Origin of the sequence: Lysinibacillus sp. ZYM-1 (assembly GCF_001308875.1) — a bacterium.
Classification (GTDB): Bacteria; Bacillota; Bacilli; order Bacillales_A; family Planococcaceae; genus Lysinibacillus.
This window is the reverse complement of record NZ_KQ465122.1, coordinates 64,681-86,738: the sequence shown is the minus strand read 5'-3', so window position 1 is coordinate 86,738 and position 22,058 is coordinate 64,681. Positions and strand designations below refer to the sequence as shown.

Genomic DNA, 22,058 nt, shown 5'->3' with positions numbered 1-22,058 from the left:
TCTACAAGCTAAAAGTACTTTATGGAATTAACTTTCATTCTTTTCATTTTTTTGATAAATAGAAAAGATAATAAACGAAAGAATAGAAAGTAATCCAATTACAAGTAAACAGGCAGAAAATGCCCTTACATAATCTCTATATAAGGCATTTTCTAAAGTATTACCTAAAAACTTCGTGAATGTAAGACTAATACCTGCAACCGCTAACGAATTTGCCAAATACATAAAAGTGTTATACAAACCAGATGCGACACCAATATGGTTCTTTGGAATTTTACTTAAGACCGCGTTTACTAAAGGTGTTGTGGCCAAACCCAAGCCAAGACCGTATATAAATAATAGTAATAACCCATAAATATCAAATAAATTAGTTTCTCTAACTAAAAGTAGCATCATAAGAATACATGTACAAATACTCATCGTTATTGCACCGAACTTTAATACAACTAGACCGAAGCGATGAACAAATTTAGACGATAAAATTGACGTTAAGAAGAAGCCAATACCCAATGGTAAAAATACTAAACTAGTTTCTGTTGTATTATATTTCAAACAAAATTGTAAGAAATAGCTTAATATAAAGAAAAACGCGAACATACTTAAATAGATCGATAGTACAGAACAAATTCCTATAATAAATAAGCGGTGCTTAAAAACTGTTAAATCAACAAGTGTTGCTTGCTGTTTTTTCTGTTTTCTACCTTCTATGAAAATAAATAAAGTAAGTATGATGAGTGATAAAATGAAGGACCCAATAATCCAAGGCCGCCACCCGTATGTTTGTCCTTCTGACATTGGATAGACAAGTAAAAGTATACCCAACATTAAAAGCGCGGCACCAAGCCAATCAATTTTTTGTGATTTTTCTCCTGTTGACTCAGGAATAATTGGCAGTAATAAAAGAGCTAGTATACCAAAGGGTAAATTAAAAAAGAAAACTGTTCTCCAACCTCCGCCAAACAAATTCCAACTTATTAGTAAGCCTCCTAATATCAATCCGAATGTAAAGGCAATACCCATAACAGCACCATACAACCCAAAGGCTAAATTTCTCTCTTTTGGAGGGAAAATCACCTGAATAGTCGCTAAAATTTGTGGTTGAATGAGAGCAGCTCCTAAACCTTGTACAATTCTAGTACTAATTAATAACATTGGATTAGAAGTAATTCCTCCAATGACAGCTGTGATTGTGAATATAAGCAGTCCAATCCATAATATTTTCTTTCTTCCATAGAGATCACCAAGTTTGCCTCCTAAGATAAGGGCTATAGAGAGCCCAATGGAATATCCTATAAATATTAATTGGGCTTGTGAAAAGCTAATTGCTAATTCATTTTGAATAACTGGAACTGCAATTTGAACCATATAGTTATTTAAAGAGATTAGCAATGTTGGAAGTAGGATAACTGCTAACGCGAACCACCTATATGAATAAGATGAATTGTCGTTTGTTGATTGAGTCATGTTCATGACAATTGCTCCTCTCTTTAATATCAAATAACTGATTGAGTGTCAGTCAATAAAGTAAAACATGATTAAATAGCAATGTTTGGATGATACGCAATAACCAAATTTTTTGTATATTCATTTTGATAAATTTGACAGTCTACTTCATAAACTTCTTTTACTAAAGCTGGTGTAAGTATTTCCTCCGGTTTACCATGCGTTAAGACTTGGCCATCCTTTATCACGTATAAATACTCGCAATACATAGCAGCTAGAGATAAGTCATGTAATGCAGCAAGTGTGCCTATTTTTAATGATTGTACGAGCGATAAGATTTGAATTTGATATTTAATGTCCAAATGATTCGTCGGTTCATCTAATATTAAAAACTGAGGTTCTTGTGCTAAAGCACGTGCCAAAATAACACGTTGTTTTTCACCACCAGAAAGATACGAAAAATGCTTTAATTCATGCTGTTTTAGGTTCACCTTCCGCAAGGCACAATTTACAAGGTCTTCATCTTCTTTTGAGTCAGATTCCAACATTTTTTTATGTGGGGTTCTTCCCATCATAACCATGTCACGTATAGTAAAATCAAAGTTTGTATTGTTAAATTGTCCAACAACGCCCATCTTTTTAGCGATTGCTTTAGGAGAAGATTTGACGATATCTAAATCATCTAAAAAAATCATACCACTAGATGGTTTTGTTACTTTATAGATGTTTTTTAATAATGTTGATTTTCCACAACCATTTGGTCCAATAATACCAACAAATTGTCCTTCATTCACCTTTAGAGAAATACTCTTAATGATTTCAAGATCAGACACAGAGAAGGAAAGATTATTAACTGTTAATTTCATATTAATTGCCTCCAAAGCCGTATTTCTTTTTTATTAACATGTGCATAAATACAGGTGCTCCAAATAAGGATGTCACAATCCCAATCGGTAATTCACTATTTGAAATAACCGTTCTTGCCAGTAAGTCTGTCCAAATTAAGAAGATAGCACCAACTAATATGACGATGGGTACTAAATAACGATGATTAGAGCCAGTAAATATTCGAACAATATGTGGAATAACAAGACCGACAAAACCTATAATTCCACATGTTGATACAATAACAGCTGTTAAAATTGCAGAAATGACTAAATATATTTTTCGGTATACATTTAAGTTAATTCCTAATGTCATCGCAGCATCATCGCCCATAAGCATTGCGTTCATAATGCGCCATTGTGATAAGAAGAATACGCCTATAATTATGACTATTGCAGCAATTAGCGGAATGTCTTTCCACTCTGCAGAAGATAAACTTCCCATCGTCCAAAATGAAACCGAACGGACGCCTTCAGCATCTTTTGCGAAATATACGAATAAATTTGAAAGAGCTGTAAATAGAGCGTTAACAACAGTTCCAGCTAAAATGAGTTTAATGACGGACATTTTTTCTCCAACACTTGAAAGTACCAATACTAGAAATGTCGCCAATATAGCACCTAAAAATGCACAAATGATTAAATCAAACTCGCCCAAGAAACTGCTAAGCTTATGTCCTAAAATAATTGAAAATGTTGCACCTAGTGAAGCACCTGAAGAGATACCTAGAATATAAGGGTCTGCAAGCGGGTTTTGAATCGATGCTTGCATTACACTACCACAAAGTGCTAAGCCTGCGCCTACTATTACAACCAATAAAATTCTTGGAATACGAATTTGCCAAATAACATCCGAAATCATCTTGGGAATGACAGTATCCACATTGCCGATATTGAGTCCTGTAAACTTATACAAAAGGATTTTACAAGAATCGAAAAAAGAAATATTTACTTGTCCGATAGAAACTGAAACAATCATCGAAATAAAAAGCAGTCCTATTAAAAGTAGAAGAATAGAAGAGAATGTGCGTTTATTATTTACCATTTCTTTCTCCTGCTGCAAAAACATCTGGATGAATGAACTCTGCCACCTGTTCATATAGGTCAGCAAGTTCAATGCCACCACTAATAGCTCCTGTATATTCAGTAACCATCACATCTTTATTTTGAATTGCTTTCACATTTTGTAGTTTCTCATCACTTAATAAATTATTTTTTGTTTTCTCTAGATCAGGCTGTTGAAATTCAGTGATGATAATTTTATTTGGGTTGGCTGCAATAATTGTCTCCGTCGAAAGTTCAATATAGTCTTCTTTCGACAGCTCCATATATTCCGCACCAACACCTTTAATCATCTCACTAATAATTGCCCATTTTGGTGAGTAGTAATAATACTTTCCACGTGCACCACCTATCAATAAAACTTTAGGACGGTCTTTAATTTTTTTTACTTCTGATGTGATTTCTTTAATACGAGCTTGTTGTTCATTTAAAAATTTATTTGTTTGATTTTCGATATCAAACACCTTTCCGAATGTTTTAACTTCATTAAAGTAAACATCAATACCACGTCCAATTGTAAAATTTGTTGAGGAAACGACAGGAATACCGCGATCATTCCAAGACGGGATACTCCCAAGTAAGTCTTCTCTAAATGCAGAAGAAATAGAATAAATTAAGTCAGGTTGCAATGCTATAATGGATTCTTTTGCTGGCCACATTTTACTTACTAAAGGTAATTTTTCAATTTCCCCAGTAAAATTTGAATTAGACTGATCACTATATGCAAACCCAACGACTTTTTCTTGTTGTCCAAATTTCACAATTAATTCTGCAACAGCAGAACCAATGACCATAATCTTCTCAGGAGCCTTGTCAATTGTTTGAGTGATTTCCTCACCTTTGTTTGTATGAACACCAACTGACATTGGATATTTTTTATTAGTATTTACGCTTGCGATTTCCTCAGAGGAATGCTCCTTTTGTGAGCATCCTAAAGCAACGAAAATAAGAATAAAACATAATAGATAAATAGTTTTCCTAAACATTTGAATCCTCCTAGTATTTTTTGACTGACAGTCACTCAAATAAATTTAATAAACTTTTTCCACTCCAATTAAGCATTTGACTAATAGTCAGTCGAATGCTTAAATAAAAAAAGGAGGTAGTGCAATCAATGAATAGAGTAACGAAAAGTGCAGCGGAACGCCGAAATGAAATATTAGATACTGCAGAATCACTTTTTAGCCAAAAAGGCTATGAAAAAACCTCAACGACTGACATTACTAAAACGCTGGGAGTAGCACAGGGAACACTATACTACTACTTTAAATCGAAAGAAGAATTAGCAAATGCATTAATTGATCGACAGCTAAAAGGGATCAAAAAGCATTTTATAGATGTAATTTATGACGAAACATTTTCTGCATTTGAAAAAATTGCTTGGATTTTTGTGTATGAGCTTGATGATCCAACAGGGCATGTTGAAATCTTTAAGTATTTACAACACGATAGTAATGCTATTCTTCGGCAAATATTACATGTACAAACGATTTGTCAATTCACACCAATAGTAACGGATTTAATTATTCAAGGTAATAAGGAAAGCAGCTTCCACGTTGACAATCCGACACTTGTAGCAGAATTTTTCCTTTCGACAATCCATCATTGGGTTGATTCATCACTATTCAAATGGAATAAAGCAGAACGCATTGCAAGAATTGAAGCAATTCAATCTACATTTGAACATTTATTTGGCGTTCCTAGCGGCAAATTTGATTTATCACTTTTAAGGAAAACAGTAAAAAGCAAAATTTAATAATTGAGTAACAACCATCTAAGTGATATTAATTATCAATTAGATGGTTCAATTATATGTTTTGACTGACAACCTGTCAATACAAAAATAGAAGGGCTACCATATAGAAAAAATACAAATGAGCATATTATATAAACATAGATATAACACATAGTTTAAAATTAACTAATGTTTCCATTCTTTAGCTTTGGAAGGGCCACCTTTACTTCGGATGTTTCGGATGGTACGTACCTGTGCAAAAGTAGCATCAGGTCAAGTTGAGTTGATCTGATGTACGTTAGATATTATAATATTTAAGAGGCTGGGACAAATCTGATCAAAATCATAAAAGCGCGAGAAATCAGTATTACTTATCCTGATGATGGAGATTCGTAAAAAAGGCCTTGAAGCATTAGTGAGGAAGCGAAGGGGGAGATCCTTATAAAGGCCGATGGCAAGGTACTCATAAAAATCGCTGGAGAGGAACATTTATTGGAGAAAATGCAGCAAGAAAAGGCTAGAGTATTTGCTGAAGGAGTCCAATTAGCATTAGGATACTTTATCGATTACCGTCCAGAAATAATGATGGTAGGTGAAGAAAGGGGAGTCGAGTGTCTGTAAAATGCAGCTGCAGCAAGAGCAAAAATTGCATGTTACAACACTCATGAAATTCTCCACATATTATACACACAGATTACATACAAGGTAAGATTAAGCATAATTCCATACACCTCGATAGACCATATACAACAATCATTCCACCCAAGTTCTACTCATCCGAACCATGTTCATCCCGCGGGCTCGAATCAAAAACGCATAAAAAACACATCTCGCCCTTCTGACCTCCTTATCCTGCGGTATCAATTTCACGAATCACCCGAAGGGTAGCGCATCGCTATCGTTCACAAATGCGTGCCGACCGCCCACCAACCCACACAATTCAACGTTTTTGTCTTTCTTTTTACCTGATTTAATTAATATCGTAGCTATAAATCTTTTAACACGTTTAAATTTTTCATAAACAATTCCATGACGTCGATATTAATAGTAGTCCAATTTTGATAGGCTGAAGGAATTGAAACTTCTTCCAAGTTACTAATTTTTTTCGATAAAAAGTTCATTTCATTAATGTAGTTTTTTAACTTAATGATATCTTTTTTAGTTCCTACTGCTCCGTGACCAGGGATTGCTTTTTGAATTGACAAGTTATTTACTTCTTCTAAAATATTTTCCCATTTTGATGGATTGGAATACGGGAAAAATGATGGATGCATACCGACAAATAGAAGGTCAGCCATAAATATGATTTCGTCTTCAGGAATATAAAGAAAAGAATCACAGGGAGAATGACCACCTCCCAAAGTCATTATTTTTGCAGTACGTTCTGTTCCGAAAATAGTAAATTCGTGAGTAAAAGTATATTGCGGCAAAACCAATTCCAGGTCAGGGATTGAGATTTCCATCTCTTTTAAAAAACTTATTTCATTCATTTTTTGTATGTCAGTAGAATCGACACTTTGTTCTGAAAGGGAGGCAATATATTTTTGTAACCCTTCCAAATCTGCCTTCTGTTCGGCAATTTTAGCTGGATGGTTTTCTTTCATTTGTTGTAGTGTTATTTGACTTGATACTATTTGACAATCTTTGAATAGTTGGTTACCTCTAGATCACTATGAAAATGACTGTTAATTACCCAAGAGACAGGTTTATTCGTAATATTTTCAGCAATATTTCTTAGATCCTCAGCTGCTTGTTGTGTGTTAAATGTATCAAAAATAATTGTTTTGTCCCCTAAATCAATGAAACCAGCATTTCCAAACGAGCCACCACCATCCTTTGCAATTGCGGCATAAATACCTTCACTTACTTTTTCAAGATTAAAATGTCTGGAATAATATTCACTCATTATATTTTCCTCTCTTTTTTTGTGTTCAATAAAGTTAATACATGTTGTTAAATAAAAAGCTTTTAAAATACGTAAAGTTATAATACCATAAATGCCCAATTTATAGGTTATTATCGCTACAAGTAATCACCTTAGAAGGCTGATCGTAAAAGAACTTTTGTCCCTGTCGTTGCGCTACGCTTCACTTTCGGGACAGAAAAATAATCTGCCTTTAGTGCAGATAAAAAACCGTTTTGTCCCTGCCGTTGCGTTCCACTTCACTTTCGGGAAGAAAAATGCTCTGCCTTTTAGTGCAGAGTTAAAACCGTTTTGTCCCTGTCGTTGCGTTTCCCTTCACTTTCGGGACAGAAAAATACTCTGCCTTTAGTGCAGATAACAAACCGTTTTGTCCCTGCCGTTGCGTTTCACTTCACTTTCGGGAAGAAAAATGCTCTGCCTTTTAGTGCAGAGGTAAAACCGTTTTGTCCCTGCCGTTGCGTTTCACTTCACTTTCGGGACAGAAAAATGCTCTGCCTTTTAGTGCAGAGGTAAAACCGTTTTGTCCCTGCCGTTGCGTTTCACTTCACTTTCGGTACAGAAAAATGCTCTGCACTTTTAGTGCAGAGGTAAAACCGTTTTGTCCCTGCCGTTGCGTTTCACTTCACTTTCGGGACAGAAAAATGCTCTGCACTTTTAGTGCAGAGGTAAAACCGTTTTGTCCCTGCCGTTGCGTTTCACTTCACTTTCGGGACAGAAAAATGCTCTGCACTTATAGTGCAGAGGTAAAACCGTTTTGTCCCTGCCGTTGCGTTTCACTTCACTTTCGGGACAGAAAAATGCTCTGCACTTATAGTGCAGAGCATTTTTTGTAACTAATTTGTAACTGGACTTTTATATAGTGATGTCATAGCAACGAAAGCGCTTTCTATGGAGCTTATTTTAAAGGGGGTTATGGGATGAAGAAGCATTTGTATTGGTTTCTATTAGTCATGGTAGCTATGTTGTTGGTGGCTTGTAATGAAAAGGATACAACGCAAGATGCAACAGATGTAGACGATTCTAGTGATGAGACGAAAGCGGTCACGGCAGAAGGTGGGACGGTTAAAATTGGAGTGCTTGCTTCGTTAACAGGGGCATTGGAGTCCTATGGGAAGCAGACGCAGCGGGGGTTTGATTTAGGAATTGAGTATGCTACTGGCGGTACGATGGAGGTCAATGGTAAGAAAATCGAGATTGTTTATGAGGATACGGAGACGAAGCCTGAGGTAGCTGTGCAAAAGGCCACAAAGTTATTAGAGGATGATCAGGTTGATTTTCTAGTCGGTTCTTCGAGTTCTGGTGATACACTCGCTGTTCTTCCTCTTGCTGAGGAGTATGAAAAGATTATGGTGGTGGAGCCTGCAGTGGCTGATAGTATTACAGGTTCAGAATTTAATAAGTATATTTTCCGTACAGGACGTAATTCATCACAAGATGCGTATGCTGCGGCAGCGGCTATTGCGGGAGATGGTGTAAAAATTGCTACATTTGCACCAGACTATTCGTTTGGTTGGGACGGGGTAAACGCCTTTAAAACAGCTGCGGAGAAGTTGGGCGCTGAAATTGTGCTAGAGGAGTATGCAGATCCTGCGGCAACCGACTTTACGCCCAATTTACAAAAGGTGATCGATGCCAAGCCTGATTATTTATTTGTAGTATGGGCAGGCGCAAATTCGCCTTGGAATCAAATTGCTGATCTTAAAATTCAAGAAAAGGGCATTAAAATTTCAACAGGTGCGCCCGATATTATTGCACTTCAATTTATGAATCCATTGGTTGGAATGGAAGGCTTCTCGGTGTATTACAATACGCTACCGCAAAATGATGTGAACAAATGGTTAGTGGATGAACATCAAAAACGTTTTAATGAAGTACCCGATTTATTTACACCTGGAGGTATGTCTGCGGCGATTGCCATTGTGGAGGCATTGAAAAAATCGGATGGAGATGCTGATGCCAACAAACTGATTGACGTGATGGAAGGGATGTCATTTGAGACGCCAAAAGGCACGATGACTTTCCGTGAGGAGGATCATCAGGCTCTTCAATCCATGTATTCGATACGATTAGAAAAACAAGAAGGTGTGGATTATCCAGTACCAGTACTTATACGTGAGCTAAGTCCTGAGGAAACAGCACCGCCTGTTCTGAATTAGGCACAGGAGAGGCAGAAATTCTGTCCTCTCTACATAACTAATAGAGAGGAAGGGAGTCGAGGATGGAACCTATATTACACACAGATAATTTAACAATTCGTTTTGGTGGGCATACGGCTGTGGATCGCGTTAATTTTCAAATGCCAGAGAAGCATTTGAAGGCCATAATTGGTCCGAATGGTGCTGGTAAAACGACGTTCTTTAATTTAATTAGTGGCGAGTTAAAGCCAACTGCTGGTGATGTTTATTTTAAGGGGCAATCACTGGCACAAAAGTCAGCCATTGAAAGAACACGTATGGGTTTAGGGCGATCCTTTCAAATCACCAATGTTTTTCCAAATTTAACGGTTTTAGAAAATGTTCGTTTAGCTGTGCAATCTAAGGAGAAAATTCGTTATCAGCTATTTCGACACTTCAAAAGCTATAAGGCAATCACTGAAAAAGCGGAAGAGTTATTAGCCCTCGTTTTGCTCGACAATAAACGCGACGCCCTCACAACAATGCTTTCACATGGGGAGAAAAGAAAGCTTGAGATTGCCATGCTCTTAGCGTTAGATACGGAGATTCTGTTACTCGATGAACCAACTGCTGGCATGTCTTTAGAAGAAGTGCCAACGATTTTAGAAGTGATTCGGACAATTAAACAGCAAGGGGATAAAACCATTCTGCTCATTGAACACAAAATGGATATGATTTTAGATTTATCGGATTCCATTATGGTGTTGTTTAATGGTCAGTTATTAGCAGATGGTTCACCAGAGGAAATTATGAATAATGACACCGTGCAACATGCATATTTGGGGGGGCTGTACGATGAACACCTTACTGACATTAAATGAGGTTCATACCCATATCGGCCAATATCACATTTTACAAGGCGTGAATTTTGAAGCAAAGGAGGGGCAGGTGACAGTACTGCTAGGCCGTAATGGCGCAGGTAAAACGACTACGCTAAAAACAATTATGGGCTTAACACCTGCGACAAAGGGAGAAATCGCCTTTCGCTCGAACTCTATAAAAAAAAGCCCCACCTACAAGGTAGCCAAATTAGGGATAGGCTATGTTCCAGAAAATCAAGGGATTTTTGCAGATTTATCGGTAGAAGAGAATATGAAGGTAGCAATGCGGAAGGAGGACAAAGCGACAATAGAGCGGCAACAATATGTGCTTGAGCTATTTCCAGACTTAAAGAAATTTTGGAAGAAGGCTGGTGGACATTTATCAGGTGGCCAAAAGCAAATGCTGTCGATGGCAAGAGCCTTTATCAATGATAGTCAATTAATTCTGATTGATGAGCCTTCAAAGGGGCTAGCGCCAATCGTTGTTGAAAAGGTGATGGAGGCCATTGTAGAAATGAAAAAGAAAACGTCCATTGTCCTCGTCGAGCAAAACTTTATGATGGCTAGTCGTATTGGTGATACCTATACATTGATTGATGATGGCAGGACAGTGCATTCAGGCAATATGCAGGAACTCATTGATAATGAAGAGCTGAAACGTAAGTATCTTGGGATTGGATAAAGGGGGTGACCATCATTGGAGCTTTTCGTCAATTTAATCATTAATGGCTTGGCAACTGGCATGCTGATATTTTTACTAGCAGCAGGCTTGACCTTAATTTTTGGCTTAATGGATGTGTTGAATTTTGCGCATGGTGGGCTATTCGTTTGGGGAGCTTATGCGGGAATCTTCACCTATATGTATACGGAAAGTTTCATCTTGGGGATTGTTGGTGCAATTATAACTGGAGCATTGCTTGGATTTATAACGGAGAAAATAATTATTACGCCTGTTTATGGCAATCATATTCAGCAAATTTTAATTACCTTAGGGCTGATGCTTGTTTTACAGGAGCTTATTAAGGTGGTCTTTGGCCCGAATGGCGTCGCAGTGAAAACGCCAAGTTATTTAGCTGGAAGCTGGGAAATTGGCGACGTTATTATCATTAAATATCGTTTATTTATTATTATCGTCGGGTTTGTGATTTTTGGATTTTTCCAATATTTGCTGAAGCGCACAAAGATTGGCTTAATTGTTCGGGCTGGTGTCCAGGATAAGGAAATGGCACAGGCGCTTGGTATTCATATTAAACGTGTATTTTTATATGTTTTCATGGTAGGTGCAGCTCTTGCGGCCCTAAGTGGGATGTTGATGGCTCCCTATTCAGGTGTGATTTATGCAGAAATGGGTATGGAGTACGCGATTTTAGGGTTTATCGTTGTGGTCATCGGCGGAATGGGCAGCTTTTCAGGCTCGTTGCTGGCAGCTATTTTAGTAGGACTTGCAGGTAGCTTTATGGCCTATTACGTGCCTGTACTGTCATTGGCAGTCAATATGATATTAATGGCGATCGTGTTAATTTTCCGTCCTCAAGGGCTGTTTGCGATGCGGAAGGAGCGAACATCATGAAGCTAAAAATTTCCTTACGGCATATCGCATTTTTCCTATTATTCGCGATTTTTGTCCTACTTCCTTTTGTTAATGATTCGAGAACATTGCTCATTTTATTAACGCAAATCTTTATTTTTGGGATATTGGCAATGAGCTATGATATTTTACTAGGCTATACAGGAATCGTTTCATTTGGGCATGCCATGTTTTTTGGTATTGGTGCCTATACAACAGCGGTTATGCTCAAACAGATGGATAATACGCTGTTTATTTTCGTACTGTCCATATTGATTGGCATGCTATTTGCAGGATTTGTTAGTTTTTTAGTAGGTTTATTGACCCTCCGTTTGAAAAGTCATTTCTTCGCCATGCTTACGTTAGCTTTTTCGGGATTATTTTTAGTACTAGCTGAAAAATGGCGCTCTGTCACTTATGGCAATGATGGCTTTACATTTCGAGCACCTGATGTTTTTAGGGATCGAATGACCTTTTATTTCTTTGTGTTCACAAGCCTAGTCGTTATTTTTTTAGCGCTTTATCGTTTTGTGAATTCGCCAACAGGTCGAATACTAATTGCCGTTCGTGAAAATGAGCAACGGACAAAATCATTAGGTTTTAACACGTTGCATTATAAAGTCATCGCCTCGGTTGTGGCAGGCATCGTAGCGAGCTTTGCAGGATCCTTATACGCCGTATCATTACGCTTCGTCAATACGAGTGTGATGACGATGGATATTACACTCGATGCTTTATTAATGACCATAATTGGTGGGGTCGGAACGTTAGTGGGACCATTATTAGGGGCAGCAGTCATTGAATATGCTCAGCATGCACTGTCAGGAATGGCACGAGATTATCCTATTTTTGAGCGGTGGATTATATTCTTTGGAATTCTCTATATTTTAGCGGTTATCTTTTTCCCAAAAGGCATTATCGGCTCACTAAGATTGCTGATTTGGAAATGGCGAGGAAAGGTAAAAAACAAAAAAACACAGGTTGCCCTGCCACAGGAAAAGGAGCGATTTGAATGACGATCGGTATTGTTAGTACAGGTATTTATCTACCGCAAAACAAAATGACATCGCGGGAACTTGCGGCTCTTTCGAACATTCCTGAGGACATTATCCGTCAAAAAATGGGCATCTACGAAAAATCGATTCCTGGAGAGCATGATCATACGGTGCAGATGGGGATATGGGCGGCACAAGATGCTCTGAAAAAAGCACATATAGAGCCAAAAGATATTGATGTTGTTATTTATATGGGGGAGGAGCATAAAGAATATCCACTCTGGACAGCTTCCATCAAAATGCAGGAAGAGCTTGGTGCAGTCAATGCGTGGGCATTTGATGTGCAATTACGCTGTGGCACAACCATTATGGCGCTGAAAGTGGCGAAAAGCTTAATGGCTGCAGACAATAGCATTAACACCATTCTAATCGCTGGTGGCTATCGTAATGTTGATTTTATCAATTATAGCAATCCACGAACACGCTTTATGTATAATTTGGCTGCTGGTGGAGGCGCCATACTGCTACAAAAAAACTATGTAAAAAACCAGCTTTTAGAGGCAGATATTATGACAGATGGTTCGTTCTCGGAAGATGTGGTGGTTCCAGTTGGAGGTACGAAAACCCCGTTAACACCTTTTCATTTAACAGAACGATTATATCAACTTGACGTTCTGGATCCGATTGGCATGAAGGAGCGATTAGAACAGAAATCTTTAAGCAATTTTTTGAAGGTCATTCGAAGTTCTTTATCGAAAAGTGGATATAGCGAAGAGCAATTAAGTTACTTAGCGATGCTGCATATGAAAAGGTCTGCGCATGATTATATTTTAGCAGAGCTTTGCCTGCAGCCTGAGCAGTCTATTTATTTACAAGACTATGGGCATATTGGACAGATAGATCAAATATTGTCCTTACAGCTTGCCTTGGAGCAAAATCGTATACAGGCTGGCGACATTGTTACATTCGTTAGTGCAGGTATTGGCTATGTATGGGGGGCTATTACAATACGTTGGGGTTAAGGGGGAACTTGAATGTTAAAAACAGTTCAGTTAGCAAATGGAGAAACGTTGGCTTATCGCAAACGCCCGGGTGGAGGTCATCCTTTAGTGTTGGTTCATGGGAATATGACATCTTCTAAGCATTGGGATGTACTGATAGATGCTTTGGATGATAAGTTTACGATTTATGCGATTGATTTACGGGGTTTTGGTGGGTCTTCTTATCATAAGCCTATATCGGCCATTCGAGATTTTAGTGAGGATGTCAAACTTTTTGTAGATGCTCTTCAATTACAAAGTTTTGATATGATTGGCTGGTCAACGGGTGGAGCAGTCTGTCTACAGTTTGCAGCGAATTATCCAGGATATTGTCAACGCCTGATTTTACTAGCCTCCGCTTCCACACGTGGTTATCCATTTTATACAGATTTAGGAACGAGCAATCCTGCCTCCTTCAAGAGAGCGCATAGCTATGAAGAGGTCCTTGTGGATACATCGAAAACGAAGCTCGTACAGGGCTTCTATGATACGAAAAATAGAGAGGGCTTACAGTCACTATGGAATGCATTAATTTATAGCCATCAACAGCCAAGCAAAGAAAAATATCAAGAATATGTAGCGGATATGCTGACACAGCGAAATTTAGCAGAGGTATATCATGCACTCAATACTTTTAATATAAGTGGAGTTGATCATGAGGTGGCAAAAGGGTCACACGAAGCCCTCCTTATCAATATCCCCATTTTAGTGTTAAGAGGGGATCGTGATTTGGTCATTACTGAGGAGATGAATGTAGAGTTGCTTCAAGATTTGGGCAAGATGGCGCAATTTGTGAGCTTAAAGAATTGTGGGCATTCACCACTGGTAGATGATTTAGCACAACTGACAGCTGAAATTGAGGCTTTTTTAGAAATTGGAGGGAGAAATTATGCGTTTAAACAATAAAGTCGCCATTATTACAGGTGCTGCCAAAGGAATCGGCTATGCGGCTGCTGAGCGTTTTATCGAAGAAGGGGCAGTTGTTTTTATTGCTGATTATGATAACGAGGCGGGGATTGCTGCAGCGGGACAATTAGGTGAAAAGGCAGCATTTATACAAGTGGATGTCGCCAATAGAGAGAGCGTAAAACAGTTAGTGGCTACTGTGATTGAACAAGCAGGACAAATTGATATTTTAGTAAATAATGCAGGGATAACAAGAGATGCGATGCTCACAAAGATGACTGAGGATCAGTTTCAGCAAGTCTTAGATGTCAATTTGACAGGTGTCTTTCACTGTACACAGGAAGTCATTCCTCATATGGTGGCGGCTAGGGGTGGCAAAATTATTAATACATCCTCCGTAAGTGGTGTTTACGGCAATGTTGGTCAAACGAATTATGCAGCCACGAAAGCAGCGATTGTAGGTATGACCAAAACATGGGCCAAGGAATTAGGGCGGAAAGGGATCAATGTCAATGCCGTAGCCCCAGGTTTTACAGAAACCGATATGGTGAAGAAAATGCCTGAAAATATCCTTGCTCAAATGCGATCCATCGTCCCATTGCAACGCTTAGGAACGCCGCGAGATATTGCCAACGCCTACTTGTTTTTAGCCTCTGATGAAGCCTCCTACGTCCACGGTCATACGCTTCATGTGGATGGCGCCATTATGATGTGATAGGAGGTTTTCAACATGTTTGTTGAGCAAACGTGGATTTTAAAACGTGCCACATTAACACCTCACCATATCGCATTGATTAATCTTGCTACAGAGGAGCAATGGACCTATCGGCAATTAAGTGAGGAGATCGGTAAATGGTGTCAATTTTTTGAGCGTCAACAGCTACAGAAAGGGAATAGAGTCGCTGTTTTTGCCAAAAATCATATTCAACTTTTTGCTGTTCTCTTTGCCTGTGGTTTACGTGGTCTGATCTATGTGCCGTTAAATTGGCGTTTAAGTAAAGAGGAATTAACCCAAATTTTGGAGGATGCTACCCCCTCCATCCTGTTGTATGAAGAGGCGAATCATTGTCCCTTAGTGTTAGAAAAAATGTTTCCCCTTCATGTTAGCCAGCAAGAGAAGCATGTTATAGGTAATGAGCAATCCATGGAAGTAGATGATCCCTGGCTCATGATTTATACAGGAGGGACAACGGGACGACCAAAGGGAGTGGTCTTATCCTTTGAGTCGGTCAATTGGAATGCCATGAATACGATTATTAGCTGGGGTTTACATGACAAAGATCGTACCTTAAATTATATGCCGATGTTTCATACAGGTGGCTTAAATGCGCTCTGTATACCATTACTTATGGCTGGCGGAACTGTCATCATTGGCGATAAATTTGAAGCGGAGGCAGCACTGCGAGCCACGAATCAATATCAAACGACGATTTCACTGTTTGTGCCAACGATGTATCAGGCGATGATTGCTACGAACTATTTTCAGGAAAATCCATTTCCTTCGATGAAAGTATTTTTGTCAGGTGGTGCCCCTTGTCCACACCCTATTTACGATGCTTTTTATAGGAAGGGGCTATTTTTTAAAGAGGGCTACGGCTTGACGGAGGCAGGGCCTAATAACTTTTTCATTGCGCGAGAGGATGCTTATGCCAAAAAAGGGGCAGTGGGGAAAAGCATGCAGTTCAATGAAGCTAAAATTGTCAAACCAACAGGACAAAATTGTGCGCCTCGTGAAGTCGGAGAGCTATTGGTAAGAGGGAAGCATGTGTTTCGTTATTATTGGAATAACAAGCAAGAAACAGCCAATATTATGCAAGATGGCTGGTTAAAAACTGGCGATTTAGCGATGATGGACGAGGATGGGGATTTCTTTATCGTTGGGCGAAGAAAAGAGATGATCATCTCGGGTGGCGAAAATGTATATCCGCAGGAAGTGGAACAGTGTATGTTACAGCATCCACATGTACAGGAAGTTGCCGTAATTGGCGTAGCAGACGACTATTGGGGAGAGGTAGTGACAGCATTCATTGTCTGTCACAATCAAGTAGCGACCATTTTAGATGAACTACATGAGCTTTGCCATCAACAGTTAGGACGTTTTAAAATTCCTAAACAAATTATTTTCATAGAGGAATTACCGAAAACAAGTGTCGGAAAAATTGATAAAAAAGCCATACAGATGCTTGTAGCTACTACGCCATGTGAATAAAAGTGAGGGACAGATAAATGGTACACGCATTAGTAGTTGGTGGAACAGGGATGTTAGCGAACACATCTCTTTGGTTAGTGAGTAATGGTATTCATGTTTCTGTCATTGGACGGAATAAAGCTCGAATGGAAAGTTTATTAAATGCAACAGATTCATCACTTATGACGCCCATATTCGTTGATTATAGTGATATTGCCTTATTAAAAAAAGAGATAAGGAGTACGATTGAACAGAATGGACCAATTGATTTAGTCATTGCGTGGATTCATTCATATGCTGAAAGGACTTTAGAGAGCATAGTCAGTGAAATTTCACCTTGCAGGAATGGCACATGGAAATTGTTTCATGTCTTAGGTAGTAGTGCGAAACTAAGTGAAATCAAAGAGAACATGCATCTGCCTAATACGGCTCAATACTACCAAGTGCAGCTAGGTTTTATCATTGAAAATGGTCATTCTAGGTGGCTTACTAATGAGGAAATTTCCCAAGGTGTCATTGATTCAATCCAACATCATCGTCTTATCAATATTGTTGGCACATTGCAGCCTTGGGAAAAGCGCTCGTCATAATCAATGTGGATTTAAATAACCTTCGTCTAACTAAGTAGACGAGGGTTATTAAGTTTTAACACTACACGTTTTCATCTTCTCCATTTGTAAAAGGTAAGATAGTGGCTTATTTCATATTAGTGGAACTACCAAAAACATCTACTACCTCTTTAGCGAAAACCCGAAAGATATAATCAATTTCCTGTTCTTTTGTTGCAATTCCATAAGCAATCCCACTTTGCTTTGACCCTTGAAGATACCACATATCATTATGGTCTTGGTCTACAGATGAAAAATCACCTAATTTCCAACGATTTAATATATCCAAATATTGTTCATTGTGTTCGTATTCAGCTTTATTTTCTTCTACCATTTGCAGCAATGTGTCAATTCTTTTAGGTGTAATCATGATGGATGATTCTTTCTCATCAGCAATTATTTTTTGGTGTGACATTTGTTGAAGTACTTCTTCCACTAAATTATCAACAAATGGTTCATCTCCACTCTTCCATTCATCAATCCTCATGGAGAACACAGGGTTTTCCCAACCAAAGGTCGTATCCACTGTCGATACAAATTCTTCCTTGACCACTTCTTTGGGACTGTTATCTATTTCACTGTCAGTCCCATTAGAAGTTTCTTGTTTATGGTTCTTGTCCATTACTAAATACGTACCACCTATACTTAGCAACGCCGTTAAAACAACGATTCCTACAACATGTATCCGCCGCATTCATTATCACCTCCATTTACAATTACTACCAAGGTATCATTTGCATTCTAATATGTAAATATATCCCTTATTAAAAGGTAGCTAAGTCATGTACTTCTTATTTTTTCACATCCCTTCCCATCCGACCAACATATCAGTAAAATAGAGTAGGTTAGGAGGATTGTCTTGTGAAAGATCAACGTTTTAAAATTGCGCATCAAGAGGCGCTTATTGGGATTGGACTAGTCATTGTCAATTTTGCGATTTGGTTTGGCTTTGCTTATGGACTTGGTGCAGGTGATCCCGCAAATTATTCATATGTTTTAGGTTTTCCTGCATGGTTTTTCTATAGCTGTATCGCAGGGACAGGCTTTATGATCCTACTCATCTGGATTGTTATGAAACTCTTTTTCAAAGAGGTTCCATTTGATGATGAGGAGGGGGATCGCTAATGCATTGGCAAGTTGTATTTCCATTGCTATTATTTCTAATTATTATTTTTGGAATTGGTTTTTGGGCCAATAAGCATGTTCGTTCCTCTAACTCGTTCCTACAGGAATATTTCCTTGGTGGTCGAGAAATGGGTGGTTTTATCCTTGCGATGACGATGATTGCTACATACGGCAGTGCAAGTAGCTTTATCGGAGGACCTGGCGTTGCCTATACAAAGGGACTCGGTTGGGTACTTCTCGCGATGGCACAGCTACCTGCCGGTTATTTTGTCCTGATGATTTTAGGAAAGAAATTTGCGATAATTGCTCGTCGTTACGAAGCCATTACGTTAATCGACTTTTTACGAGAGCGCTACAAAAGCCATGCCATCGTCATCTTATCTGCTATTAGTATTATTGTCTTTTTATTTTCGGCGATGATGGCACAATGGGTAGGTGGCGCACGTTTAATTGAGTCATTGACGGGCTTACATTACACAACGGCACTGTTTATCTTTGCAATTTCGGTTTTAGTATATGTGATTATTGGTGGTTTCCGAGCGGTTGCTTTAACGGATACCGTACAAGGCTCGATAATGGTCATTGGGACGGTTATTTTATTAATCGGAACTATTATTGCAGGTGGAGGTGTCGATAAGATTATGGCCTCACTTGTTGCTGAAAATCCTGATTTTGTATCACCATTTGGAGCTCAAGGAGATTTAACACCTCTATATGTCTCGACTTTTTGGATTTTAATTGGTGTAGGTGTTGTCGGGTTACCACAAATCGCCGTACGTGCTATGAGTTATAAGGATTCTAAAAGTATGCATTTAGCGATTATTATTGGCACAATTGCTATTGGGACGATCATGTTTGGTATGCACCTCATTGGTGTGTTAGCACGACCTGTCTTACCTGGCATCGACATTGGTGATAAAGTCATGCCACTCTTAACATTGAAGGTGCTACCGCCATTTTTAGCAGGCATCGTCTTAGCAGCACCAATGGCCGCTACGATGTCAACGGTCAATGCTTTGCTCATGCTTGTTAGTTCTACGGTTGTTAAAGACATCTATTTAAATTACATGAAGCCAAAAGCGAGTGATGCAGAAATTAAGCGTGCAAGCTATATTGTCACAACTGTGATTGGCTTAGTTGTTATAGTCTTTGCGCTTCATCCGCCTGATTTATTAGTATGGTTAAATTTATTTGCATTTGGTGGACTTGAGGCAGTCTTTATTTGGACAGTGGTTCTGGGCTTATATTGGAAGAAAGCAAATAAATATGGTGCGATAGCATCGATGATTTCGGGTATGACCTTGTATATTATCATCGATCGATTTTATCCATCTGCCTTCGGTATGCATACCGTCACGATTCCAATTGTAGCTTCTCTTATAATTTTTGTGATTGTTAGTCTCGCCACTAGTCATAAATTTAAGGAAGAGCACTTCCTGATATAATCTAAAAAAACGCCGCAGAAACTCTTCTGTGGCGTTTTTCGTGTTTAATGAATCATATAATCGTAGGCATTTTTGGCAAGGAGCGTCATCGTCACAATGATAAAAAGTGTACGGACAAAACCACTTCCTTTTTGAATGGCCATCCGCGAGCCAAGCATGGCCCCACCGATTTGAGCAACCCCCATTACTAAACCATAAACATAATGAATTTGACCTAAGTAAGCAAACATACAAACACCAGCCACATTACTCGCCAAATTTAAAAATTTCGCATTACCTGCCGCCTTTAAAAAATCAAAGCCTACAAGCAAGAAACTAAAGATTAAAAAAGAGCCCGTTCCTGGACCTAAAAAACCATCATAAAAACCAATAGCAAATAATAGCATCATAAATAAAATTAAATGGGTTTTTGAAAGATTTTTTACTGTTGAGACAGCGCCCCAATCCTTTTTAAAGATTGTATAAATCCCGACAGCCGCCAGCATTACTAGCATTAATGGCTTTAATAGTGCGGGATTAATTAAATGAACAGTCCATGCACCACATAAAGATCCAATGAATGCTAGAGGGAAATATTTAAGGACAGATCGAATTTCTAGCTGGCCAGAACGGTAAAAGGAAATGGACGATGTCAGTGAGCCCATTGCCCCTGCTAGTTTATTGGTTGCCACAGCAGCGGCTGGATTTAGGCCAACAAACAATAAAGCTGGTAGGGAGATTAAACCGCCTCCTCCAACTACTGAATCGATAAATGCCGCCAGAAATCCAAAAGAAATTAATAGTATTAGGATATGTACATCAACATCAAAAAGCATGCTTACACCTCTTCTTAATTAGTTACTACTGAAATAGTAACTAATTTATTTGTTGCTGTAAAGCATAACTTTTTCATTGGCAAATGTTCACAATAGTAGCCTATAATAAAAATATGGAGGGATGATATGGATGAATTAATCGCCCAATTAAAAGAAATGGGATTGACAGAATATGAGGCAAAGGCCTATACAGCACTTGTGCAAAATAGTCATGTTAGTGCCTATCAAGTTAGTAAAAACTCTGGTATTCCACGTGCTAGAATCTATGACATCTTGAATGGTCTTGTTGAAAAAGGACTCGTATTGAAAGAGGAAACAGCGGATCAAACGACTTACTCTTCCATTCCTGTAGCGATGTTTTTACAACAAATTCAGCAACGTTGGCAATCGAATTTTACATCGATAAGCGATCAGTTAGAAAAACTAGAAACGACAGAGCAAGAAGCGGAACCTAAAGTATTAATGCTAAAAGGTAAGCAGACAATCGTTAATTATTGTCAAACCTTATTAAAAAAAGCAGAGTCAAAAGTTATACTATCGATGTGGGAAGATATGTATGATGCTTTACGAGAGGATATCGAAGAGGTATCTCAGCATGTGGCTGTCCATGGCATTTCATTGTATGTAGGGGAACATCTGGCATCTATAGACCAGCATAGGGCTACACACTATACGAGAAAGACTTCAACACCTCATTGGTTTATTTTATCGGTTGATGGACAAGAAATGATTTATGGTCATTCGCCGTCTAACCAAGAAACAGCTTTTATTACCAATGATCCCGTGCATATCTATTTATTAGAGGATTATATTTGGCATGATGTTCTGATCAATCGATTGGTAAAGCGCGATGATAAGGAGCTTGAGGACTGGATTGCTAAAGAGCGGAAAGCATTTTTCTTAGAGTAGTTATAAGGGAAGGGGAGCATCTTGAGGAAATGGATGTTGCCAGGTTTATTTTATTTTTTATTGATAGGGGCATGTGATACTACACCGCAGCCTATTTCTCCTAAGATTCAGGAGCTCACAATCGTCCCTGACCGTATGCATAAACATATTATAGCCAATGACAGAGTTCAGCTATTGTATGAAGATGATACTACGTACTATCTTGTCATTTATTCAAAGGGAAATGTGCTCGCGAATGTTGCAGCTAAAGAGAAGAGGCTTATCATTCATTTCAAGGAAGGAAGCGAGCAAAAGAAAGAAGCGCAGCCCTATGTTTATGCCATCAAGAAAAGCCCAGAGCAGTCTATTATCGAACTGTTTATAAACGGCAAAAGCACGCCGATTGATCGTATTACCATGATGTGATAAAAAAACCGA

General features: G+C 38.5%; 24 protein-coding genes. 16 read left to right on the top strand and 8 right to left on the bottom strand.

Annotated elements, in window-relative coordinates; all coding sequences use genetic code 11:
- Positions 1 to 27: 27 nt before the first annotated feature.
- From AO843_RS14530 to AO843_RS14515, 4 genes are all read right to left on the bottom strand, one after another.
- Positions 28 to 1,470 carry an MFS transporter gene (locus AO843_RS14530; protein ID WP_054611810.1) on the bottom strand — a complete coding sequence of 481 codons (1,443 nt, stop codon included), beginning with the start codon at positions 1,468 to 1,470 and terminating at the stop codon, positions 28 to 30.
- A 65-nt stretch (positions 1,471 to 1,535) separates the two neighbouring features.
- On the bottom strand, positions 1,536 to 2,309 hold the full coding sequence (locus AO843_RS14525) for an ABC transporter ATP-binding protein (protein WP_054611809.1): 774 nt from the start codon (positions 2,307 to 2,309) through the stop codon (positions 1,536 to 1,538).
- A gap of 1 nt (position 2,310) precedes the next feature.
- Positions 2,311 to 3,372, bottom strand: coding sequence for a FecCD family ABC transporter permease (locus tag AO843_RS14520; protein WP_054611808.1), 1,062 nt, complete (start codon positions 3,370 to 3,372; stop codon positions 2,311 to 2,313).
- Positions 3,362 to 4,375 carry an ABC transporter substrate-binding protein gene (locus AO843_RS14515; protein WP_054611807.1) on the bottom strand — a complete coding sequence of 338 codons (1,014 nt, stop codon included), beginning with the start codon at positions 4,373 to 4,375 and terminating at the stop codon, positions 3,362 to 3,364. The genes AO843_RS14520 and AO843_RS14515 overlap by 11 nt, the downstream gene beginning before the upstream one ends.
- Positions 4,376 to 4,503: 128 nt before the next feature.
- Here AO843_RS14515 and AO843_RS14510 point away from each other — a divergent pair, with 128 nt between their 5' ends.
- Together AO843_RS14510 and AO843_RS25385 are read left to right on the top strand one after the other, a co-directional pair.
- Positions 4,504 to 5,145 (top strand): TetR/AcrR family transcriptional regulator, encoded by a 642-nt coding sequence (locus AO843_RS14510; RefSeq protein WP_054611806.1) that lies wholly within the window; start codon positions 4,504 to 4,506, stop codon positions 5,143 to 5,145.
- Between the two features lie 471 nt (positions 5,146 to 5,616).
- On the top strand, positions 5,617 to 5,745 hold the full coding sequence (locus AO843_RS25385; protein WP_255350377.1) for a hypothetical protein: 129 nt from the start codon (positions 5,617 to 5,619) through the stop codon (positions 5,743 to 5,745).
- 365 nt (positions 5,746 to 6,110) lie between these two features.
- Here AO843_RS25385 and AO843_RS14505 read toward each other — a convergent pair whose 3' ends face one another.
- Together AO843_RS14505 and AO843_RS25165 are read right to left on the bottom strand one after the other, a co-directional pair.
- On the bottom strand, positions 6,111 to 6,728 hold the full coding sequence (locus tag AO843_RS14505) for an MBL fold metallo-hydrolase (protein WP_231630157.1): 618 nt from the start codon (positions 6,726 to 6,728) through the stop codon (positions 6,111 to 6,113).
- Positions 6,729 to 6,754: 26 nt separating this feature from the next.
- Positions 6,755 to 7,030 carry an MBL fold metallo-hydrolase gene (locus tag AO843_RS25165; RefSeq protein WP_231630156.1) on the bottom strand — a complete coding sequence of 92 codons (276 nt, stop codon included), beginning with the start codon at positions 7,028 to 7,030 and terminating at the stop codon, positions 6,755 to 6,757.
- A 935-nt stretch (positions 7,031 to 7,965) separates the two neighbouring features.
- Between AO843_RS25165 and AO843_RS14500 the strand changes: the two genes are divergently transcribed.
- The 10 genes from AO843_RS14500 to AO843_RS14455 all read left to right on the top strand — a co-directional run bounded on the left by AO843_RS14500 (position 7,966) and on the right by AO843_RS14455 (position 17,329).
- Positions 7,966 to 9,204 (top strand): substrate-binding domain-containing protein, encoded by a 1,239-nt coding sequence (locus tag AO843_RS14500; protein ID WP_054611805.1) that lies wholly within the window; start codon positions 7,966 to 7,968, stop codon positions 9,202 to 9,204.
- Positions 9,205 to 9,266: 62 nt separating this feature from the next.
- Entirely contained in the window at positions 9,267 to 10,043 is a 777-nt protein-coding gene (locus AO843_RS14495) for an ABC transporter ATP-binding protein (protein ID WP_054611804.1), read from the top strand.
- Positions 10,018 to 10,725, top strand: a complete 708-nt coding sequence (locus AO843_RS14490) for an ABC transporter ATP-binding protein (RefSeq protein ID WP_054611803.1) — start codon at positions 10,018 to 10,020, stop codon at positions 10,723 to 10,725. The genes AO843_RS14495 and AO843_RS14490 overlap by 26 nt, the downstream gene beginning before the upstream one ends.
- A gap of 15 nt (positions 10,726 to 10,740) precedes the next feature.
- On the top strand, positions 10,741 to 11,613 hold the full coding sequence (locus tag AO843_RS14485) for a branched-chain amino acid ABC transporter permease (RefSeq protein WP_054611802.1): 873 nt from the start codon (positions 10,741 to 10,743) through the stop codon (positions 11,611 to 11,613).
- Positions 11,610 to 12,626 (top strand): branched-chain amino acid ABC transporter permease, encoded by a 1,017-nt coding sequence (locus AO843_RS14480; protein ID WP_082389483.1) that lies wholly within the window; start codon positions 11,610 to 11,612, stop codon positions 12,624 to 12,626. The genes AO843_RS14485 and AO843_RS14480 overlap by 4 nt, the downstream gene beginning before the upstream one ends.
- The gene (locus tag AO843_RS14475; RefSeq protein ID WP_054611800.1) at positions 12,623 to 13,627 is read left to right on the top strand and encodes a 3-oxoacyl-ACP synthase; all 1,005 of its coding nucleotides are present in this window, start codon (positions 12,623 to 12,625) and stop codon (positions 13,625 to 13,627) included. Before AO843_RS14480 ends, AO843_RS14475 begins: the two co-directional genes overlap by 4 nt.
- A 12-nt stretch (positions 13,628 to 13,639) precedes the next feature.
- On the top strand, positions 13,640 to 14,551 hold the full coding sequence (locus tag AO843_RS14470; protein ID WP_054611799.1) for an intracellular short-chain-length polyhydroxyalkanoate depolymerase: 912 nt from the start codon (positions 13,640 to 13,642) through the stop codon (positions 14,549 to 14,551).
- Positions 14,535 to 15,266, top strand: coding sequence for a 3-oxoacyl-ACP reductase FabG (fabG, locus tag AO843_RS14465; protein ID WP_054611798.1), 732 nt, complete (start codon positions 14,535 to 14,537; stop codon positions 15,264 to 15,266). The genes AO843_RS14470 and fabG overlap by 17 nt, the downstream gene beginning before the upstream one ends.
- Positions 15,267 to 15,281: 15 nt before the next feature.
- A complete protein-coding gene (locus AO843_RS14460; protein WP_054611797.1) occupies positions 15,282 to 16,760 on the top strand; it encodes an AMP-binding protein in 1,479 nt (492 codons plus the stop codon).
- 17 nt (positions 16,761 to 16,777) lie between these two features.
- Complete coding sequence (locus AO843_RS14455; RefSeq protein WP_054611796.1) at positions 16,778 to 17,329, top strand: short-chain dehydrogenase; 552 nt, start codon at positions 16,778 to 16,780, stop codon at positions 17,327 to 17,329.
- 106 nt (positions 17,330 to 17,435) lie between these two features.
- Here AO843_RS14455 and AO843_RS14450 read toward each other — a convergent pair whose 3' ends face one another.
- Complete coding sequence (locus AO843_RS14450; protein ID WP_054611795.1) at positions 17,436 to 18,041, bottom strand: DUF6241 domain-containing protein; 606 nt, start codon at positions 18,039 to 18,041, stop codon at positions 17,436 to 17,438.
- 167 nt (positions 18,042 to 18,208) lie between these two features.
- On the opposite strand from AO843_RS14450, the gene AO843_RS14445 reads away from it, so the two are divergent.
- A complete protein-coding gene (locus AO843_RS14445) occupies positions 18,209 to 18,472 on the top strand; it encodes a YhdT family protein (RefSeq protein WP_054611794.1) in 264 nt (87 codons plus the stop codon).
- Entirely contained in the window at positions 18,472 to 19,917 is a 1,446-nt protein-coding gene (gene panF / locus AO843_RS14440; protein WP_054611793.1) for a sodium/pantothenate symporter, read from the top strand. The genes AO843_RS14445 and panF overlap by 1 nt, the downstream gene beginning before the upstream one ends.
- A 44-nt stretch (positions 19,918 to 19,961) precedes the next feature.
- On the opposite strand, the gene AO843_RS14435 is transcribed toward panF, so the two are convergent.
- Positions 19,962 to 20,732, bottom strand: coding sequence for a TSUP family transporter (locus tag AO843_RS14435; RefSeq protein ID WP_054611792.1), 771 nt, complete (start codon positions 20,730 to 20,732; stop codon positions 19,962 to 19,964).
- Between the two features lie 126 nt (positions 20,733 to 20,858).
- Between AO843_RS14435 and AO843_RS14430 the strand changes: the two genes are divergently transcribed.
- Both AO843_RS14430 and AO843_RS14425 read left to right on the top strand, forming a co-directional pair.
- Positions 20,859 to 21,641, top strand: a complete 783-nt coding sequence (locus AO843_RS14430) for a TrmB family transcriptional regulator (protein WP_054611791.1) — start codon at positions 20,859 to 20,861, stop codon at positions 21,639 to 21,641.
- A 21-nt stretch (positions 21,642 to 21,662) separates the two neighbouring features.
- Complete coding sequence (locus tag AO843_RS14425; RefSeq protein ID WP_231630155.1) at positions 21,663 to 22,046, top strand: hypothetical protein; 384 nt, start codon at positions 21,663 to 21,665, stop codon at positions 22,044 to 22,046.
- Positions 22,047 to 22,058 lie beyond the last annotated feature (12 nt).

Bases quoted from the DNA above. Each gene is read 5' to 3' on its own strand.
- AO843_RS14515 (WP_054611807.1), bottom strand. From the start codon at position 4,375: ATGTTTAGGAAAACTATTTATCTATTATGTTTTATTCTTATTTTCGTT.
- AO843_RS14500 (WP_054611805.1), top strand. From the start codon at position 7,966: ATGAAGAAGCATTTGTATTGGTTTCTATTAGTCATGGTAGCTATGTTG.
- AO843_RS14435 (WP_054611792.1), bottom strand. From the start codon at position 20,732: ATGCTTTTTGATGTTGATGTACATATCCTAATACTATTAATTTCTTTT.
- fabG (WP_054611798.1), top strand. From the start codon at position 14,535: ATGCGTTTAAACAATAAAGTCGCCATTATTACAGGTGCTGCCAAAGGA.
- AO843_RS14495 (WP_054611804.1), top strand. From the start codon at position 9,267: ATGGAACCTATATTACACACAGATAATTTAACAATTCGTTTTGGTGGG.
- AO843_RS14490 (WP_054611803.1), top strand. From the start codon at position 10,018: ATGAACACCTTACTGACATTAAATGAGGTTCATACCCATATCGGCCAA.
- AO843_RS14530 (WP_054611810.1), bottom strand. From the start codon at position 1,470: ATGAACATGACTCAATCAACAAACGACAATTCATCTTATTCATATAGG.
- AO843_RS14430 (WP_054611791.1), top strand. From the start codon at position 20,859: ATGGATGAATTAATCGCCCAATTAAAAGAAATGGGATTGACAGAATAT.
- AO843_RS14520 (WP_054611808.1), bottom strand. From the start codon at position 3,372: ATGGTAAATAATAAACGCACATTCTCTTCTATTCTTCTACTTTTAATA.
- AO843_RS14470 (WP_054611799.1), top strand. From the start codon at position 13,640: ATGTTAAAAACAGTTCAGTTAGCAAATGGAGAAACGTTGGCTTATCGC.
- AO843_RS14510 (WP_054611806.1), top strand. From the start codon at position 4,504: ATGAATAGAGTAACGAAAAGTGCAGCGGAACGCCGAAATGAAATATTA.
- panF (WP_054611793.1), top strand. From the start codon at position 18,472: ATGCATTGGCAAGTTGTATTTCCATTGCTATTATTTCTAATTATTATT.
- AO843_RS14460 (WP_054611797.1), top strand. From the start codon at position 15,282: ATGTTTGTTGAGCAAACGTGGATTTTAAAACGTGCCACATTAACACCT.
- AO843_RS14450 (WP_054611795.1), bottom strand. From the start codon at position 18,041: ATGCGGCGGATACATGTTGTAGGAATCGTTGTTTTAACGGCGTTGCTA.
- AO843_RS14505 (WP_231630157.1), bottom strand. From the start codon at position 6,728: ATGAAAGAAAACCATCCAGCTAAAATTGCCGAACAGAAGGCAGATTTG.
- AO843_RS25165 (WP_231630156.1), bottom strand. From the start codon at position 7,030: ATGAGTGAATATTATTCCAGACATTTTAATCTTGAAAAAGTAAGTGAA.
- AO843_RS14475 (WP_054611800.1), top strand. From the start codon at position 12,623: ATGACGATCGGTATTGTTAGTACAGGTATTTATCTACCGCAAAACAAA.
- AO843_RS14525 (WP_054611809.1), bottom strand. From the start codon at position 2,309: ATGAAATTAACAGTTAATAATCTTTCCTTCTCTGTGTCTGATCTTGAA.
- AO843_RS14455 (WP_054611796.1), top strand. From the start codon at position 16,778: ATGGTACACGCATTAGTAGTTGGTGGAACAGGGATGTTAGCGAACACA.
- AO843_RS14480 (WP_082389483.1), top strand. From the start codon at position 11,610: ATGAAGCTAAAAATTTCCTTACGGCATATCGCATTTTTCCTATTATTC.